Below are 4,005 nucleotides of genomic sequence, written 5' to 3'. Positions count from 1 at the left end.
GAATGCGGTACGACGGCAGCTCCAGCATCAGCGGGTGCTCGCTCTTGTCGCGGCGCCACTTCTTCATCACCCACGACATCACCAGCGCGCTGAGGATGCCCGCCACGTACAGGCCGAACAGCACCAGGCCCTGCTGGTTGAAGATGCCGATCCTGCCGGCCGGTATGAACGCACCGATCAGCAGCGCATATACCGGCAGMCKYGCCGARCASGTCATCAGCGGCGCCACCAGGATCGTGGCCAGGCGGTCACGCGGGTCCTGGATGCTGCGGGTGGCCATGATGCCCGGCACCGCGCAGGCAAAGCTGGACAGCAGCGGGATGAACGACCGCCCCGACAGGCCGGCCGCCGCCATCATGCGGTCCAGCAGGAACGCGGCGCGTGGCAGGTAACCGGACTCTTCCAGCGCCAGGATGAAGGCGAACAGGATCAGGATCTGCGGCAGGAACACCACCACGCCCCCCAGGCCGGCGATGATGCCATCGGTCAGCAGGCTGGTCAGCGGACCTGCCGGCAGCACGCTGGCGGCCAGCTCACCCAGCCAGGCAAAGCCAGCCTCGATGCCATCCATCAGCGGCGTGGCCCAGGCGAACACCGCCTGGAAGATCAGGAACATCACCACCACCAGCGTGATCAGGCCGAACACCGGATGCAGCAGCCAGCGGTCCAGCGTGTCGTCGATCTTCGCCGTCCGTGCCGGCATCCGCACGGCTGCGGCCAGGATCGCGCGCACCTGCGCGTGGTAGTCCACACCGCTCTCAACGCCGGCCAGCGGCGCATCCAGGTGCGGCACCATCGTATCCAGGCGTTCCACCAGTGCACGCGCGCCCTGCTTGCGCACCGCCACGGTTTCCACCACCGGCACACCGATCTCGCGCTCCAGCGCGGCTACATCGATCTGGATGCCGCGGCGCTGCGCGGCGTCGACCATGTTCAGGGCGATGATCATCGGCTTGCCCAGCTCGCGCAGTTCCAGTGCGAAGCGCAGGTGCAGGCGCAGGTTGGTGGCGTCGATCACGCACAGAAGGACGTCCGGCGCGGCCTCGCCCGGGTAGAACCCCCGGCACAGGTCGCGGGTGATCGCCTCGTCCAGGCTGGCCGGCTGCAGGCTGTAGGCGCCCGGCAGGTCGAGCACGGCGAACTCGCGGCCGGACGGCGCACGCAGGCGGCCTTCCTTGCGCTCAACGGTGACGCCGGTGTAATTGGCGACCTTCTGCCGGCTGCCGGTCAGCTGGTTGAACAGCGCGGTCTTGCCGCTGTTGGGGTTGCCGACCAGCGCGATGCGCAGCGGGGCGGCGGTTGCGGTGGCGCTCATGCACGTCCCTCCTGGCTGGCCGGGTCGATGACCACGCGCCGGGCCTCACTGATACGCAGCGCGAAACGGGTGAAACCGACCTGCACCAGCAGCGGCTCGCCGCCGACCGGGCCTCGCGCCACCAGGCGCACTTCCTCGCCCTTGACGAAGCCCAGCTCGCGCAGGCGCCGGGCGATGGCATCGTTGGCATGCAGGTCCTGCACGGAATCGACCACGGCCGAGGCGTGCAGGGGCAGTTCGGACAGCGTCATCTAGCGTGTTCTCTGCTGGATGTAAATGGTTCTCGATTCTAACATTCCCGCGTCGCGTCATGGCCCATGACCAATGGCCCGCTATGATCCATACAGGTATGGAGCAACCCCCGGAATCCCATGAACGATGCTTTGCAGATCGAGCGCAACGGCGCTGTCCTGACCCTCTGGCTGAACCGGCCGGAGCTGCACAACGCCTTTGACGCCGGCCTGATCGCCCGGCTGACCGCAGCCTTGGAAGCGGCCGGCCGCGATGACACCGTGCGCACGGTGGTGGTGGCCGGCCACGGCGCCTCCTTCTCTGCCGGTGCCGACATGCAGTGGATGCGCGGCATGGCCTCCGCCAGCGAGGCCGACAACCGTGACGACGCCCTGGCCCTGGCCCGGCTTATGCGCACCCTGGACGAACTGCCCAAGCCCACCCTCGCCCGTGTCCACGGCGCCGCCTTTGGTGGCGGCGTCGGCCTGGTGGCCTGCTGCGATATCGCCATCGCCACCACCGCCGCCCGTTTCGGCCTGACCGAAAGCCGCTTGGGCCTGCTGCCAGCAGTGATCTCGCCCTATGTGATCGAGGCCATCGGCAGCCGCCAGTCCCGCCGCTGGTTCGCCACCGGCGAGCACTTCGACGCCGACACCGCCCTGCGTATCGGCCTGATCCACCAGCTGGTGGAGCCCGAACGCCTGGACGAGGCGGTGCAGCGACAGTTGGCCCTGCTCGACAAGGCCGGGCCGATCGCCTCGGCTTCGGCCAAGCTGCTGGTCCGGCAGGTTCGCGACGCCCATGACCGCGACAGCCTGGACCGTGACAATGCCGCCCTGATCGCCCGCCTGCGGGTATCGGCCGAGGGCCAGGAAGGCCTGGGTGCCTTCCTCGACAAACGCGCGCCGCACTGGGTCACGGAGGCCTGACATGCTGGACCATATCGGCTTGAACAGCGGCGACCTGCCGCGCAGCAGGGCCTTCTTCCTGCAGGCGCTGGCACCGCTGCAGATCGGCGTGGTGATGGAGGTAAGCGCCGCACAGACCGGCGCCCACGACCACGTGGGTTTCGGCAACCACGGCAAGCCGTTCTTCTGGCTGGGCAATGCGGCGCCGCTCAGCCAGGGCGTGCACGTGGCCTTCGTCTGCGCCGAACGCGCCCAGGTTGATGCCTTCCACGCCGCCGCGCTGGCCGCAGGGGGACGCGACAATGGCGCGCCCGGCCTGCGTCCGTGGTATCACCCGGACTACTACGCCGCCTTCGTTATCGACCCCGATGGCAACAACATCGAGGCAGTCTGCCACCTGCCCGGGTAGACCCCTGCGTCGCCACCAGGCGCAGGCGTGGCCGCTTGTGCGACCCGCCTGCGTATCTCATCTGGCAGCCTGGCGAAGACCGGGCCGCCCCCGTTTTCCAGGAACCGCCGTGACCCCAGTCGATCCCATCCGCCCTGCCCGTCCCATCCCGCCCGCCGCAGGGGTGCCGCGATGAGCGATTTCGTCCGCATCGTCGAGGTCGGCCCGCGCGACGGGCTGCAGAACGAAAAGCAGGCCGTGGCCACCACCGACAAGATCGCCCTGATCGATCGCCTGTCGGCCACCGGCCTGCGCACCATCGAGGCGACCAGCTTCGTCAGCCCGCGCTGGGTCCCGCAACTGGCCGATGCTGCCGAGGTCTATGCGGGCATCCAGCGGCGCCCCGGCATCGCCTATCCAGTACTCGTACCGAACGAACAGGGCTACGACCGTGCGCGCGCCGTCGGCGTGCAGGAAATCGCGGTATTCACCGCTGCATCGGAAGCCTTCAACCGCACCAACACCAACGCCGGCATCGATGAATCGCTGGCCCGCTTCGAGCCGATCCTGCGCCGCGCGGCCGCCGACGGCGTGCGCGTGCGCGGCTACGTCTCCACCGTGCTCGGCTGCCCGTACCAGGGCGAGGTACCGCTGGCCGACGTAGTGCGCGTCGCCCGGGCGCTGCACCAGATGGGGTGCTATGAAATCTCTCTGGGCGACACCATCGGCGTCGGCACGCCACGCAAGGCCCGCGCGATGCTGCAGTCGGTGGCTGCCGAGATCCCGATGAGCGCACTGGCCGTGCACTTCCACGATACCTACGGCCAGGCCATCGCCAACATCGCCGCCTGCCTGGAAGAAGGCGTGCGCGTGGTCGACAGTGCGGTGTCCGGTGCCGGCGGCTGCCCGTACGCGAAGGGCGCCAGCGGCAACGTGGCCAGCGAGGACGTGGTGTACCTGCTGCAGGGCCTGGGCCTGGAGTGCGGGGTCGACCTGCCGTCGCTGGCCGAGACCGGCCGCTGGCTGGCCGGACTGCTCGGCCGCGCGACCGCCAGCCGCGTCGGGCAGGCGCTGGCAGCGACATGAACGACAGCGGCCCGCGCGACCGTCCGGCCATCGGCGATACACCCGCCGCAACCGACGTCGCGCTGGCCGCTCTGGAC

Annotated in this window: 5 protein-coding genes; 3 read left to right on the top strand and 2 right to left on the bottom strand. The window is 69.3% G+C overall.

Features of this window, described 5'->3' with window-relative positions; translation table 11 throughout:
* A partial coding sequence (gene feoB / locus AB4Y84_RS15355; protein ID WP_442250384.1) for a ferrous iron transporter B occupies positions 1–1,315 on the bottom strand: 1,315 nt, incomplete at its 3' end.
* On the bottom strand, positions 1,312–1,566 hold the full coding sequence (locus AB4Y84_RS15350) for a FeoA family protein (RefSeq protein ID WP_025874743.1): 255 nt from the start codon (positions 1,564–1,566) through the stop codon (positions 1,312–1,314). The genes AB4Y84_RS15350 and feoB, both read right to left, overlap by 4 nt.
* 120 nt (positions 1,567–1,686) lie before the next feature.
* On the opposite strand from AB4Y84_RS15350, the gene AB4Y84_RS15345 reads away from it, so the two are divergent.
* The 3 genes from AB4Y84_RS15345 (at position 1,687) to AB4Y84_RS15335 (ending at position 3,928) form a co-directional block, all read left to right on the top strand.
* Complete coding sequence (locus AB4Y84_RS15345) at positions 1,687–2,475, top strand: enoyl-CoA hydratase-related protein (protein ID WP_025874745.1); 789 nt, start codon at positions 1,687–1,689, stop codon at positions 2,473–2,475.
* Position 2,476: 1 nt separating this feature from the next.
* Complete coding sequence (locus tag AB4Y84_RS15340) at positions 2,477–2,863, top strand: VOC family protein (protein ID WP_312112974.1); 387 nt, start codon at positions 2,477–2,479, stop codon at positions 2,861–2,863.
* 171 nt (positions 2,864–3,034) lie between these two features.
* Positions 3,035–3,928, top strand: coding sequence for a hydroxymethylglutaryl-CoA lyase (locus AB4Y84_RS15335; protein WP_099842398.1), 894 nt, complete (start codon positions 3,035–3,037; stop codon positions 3,926–3,928).
* The last annotated feature ends 77 nt before the right edge of the window (positions 3,929–4,005 follow it).

The sequence above is a fragment of the Stenotrophomonas sp. 2YAF22 genome (assembly GCF_052114665.1).
GTDB lineage: Bacteria > Pseudomonadota > Gammaproteobacteria > Xanthomonadales > Xanthomonadaceae > Stenotrophomonas > Stenotrophomonas indicatrix.
Note: the sequence above shows the minus strand (reverse complement) of the source record. Positions and strands in the feature narration are given on the sequence as shown.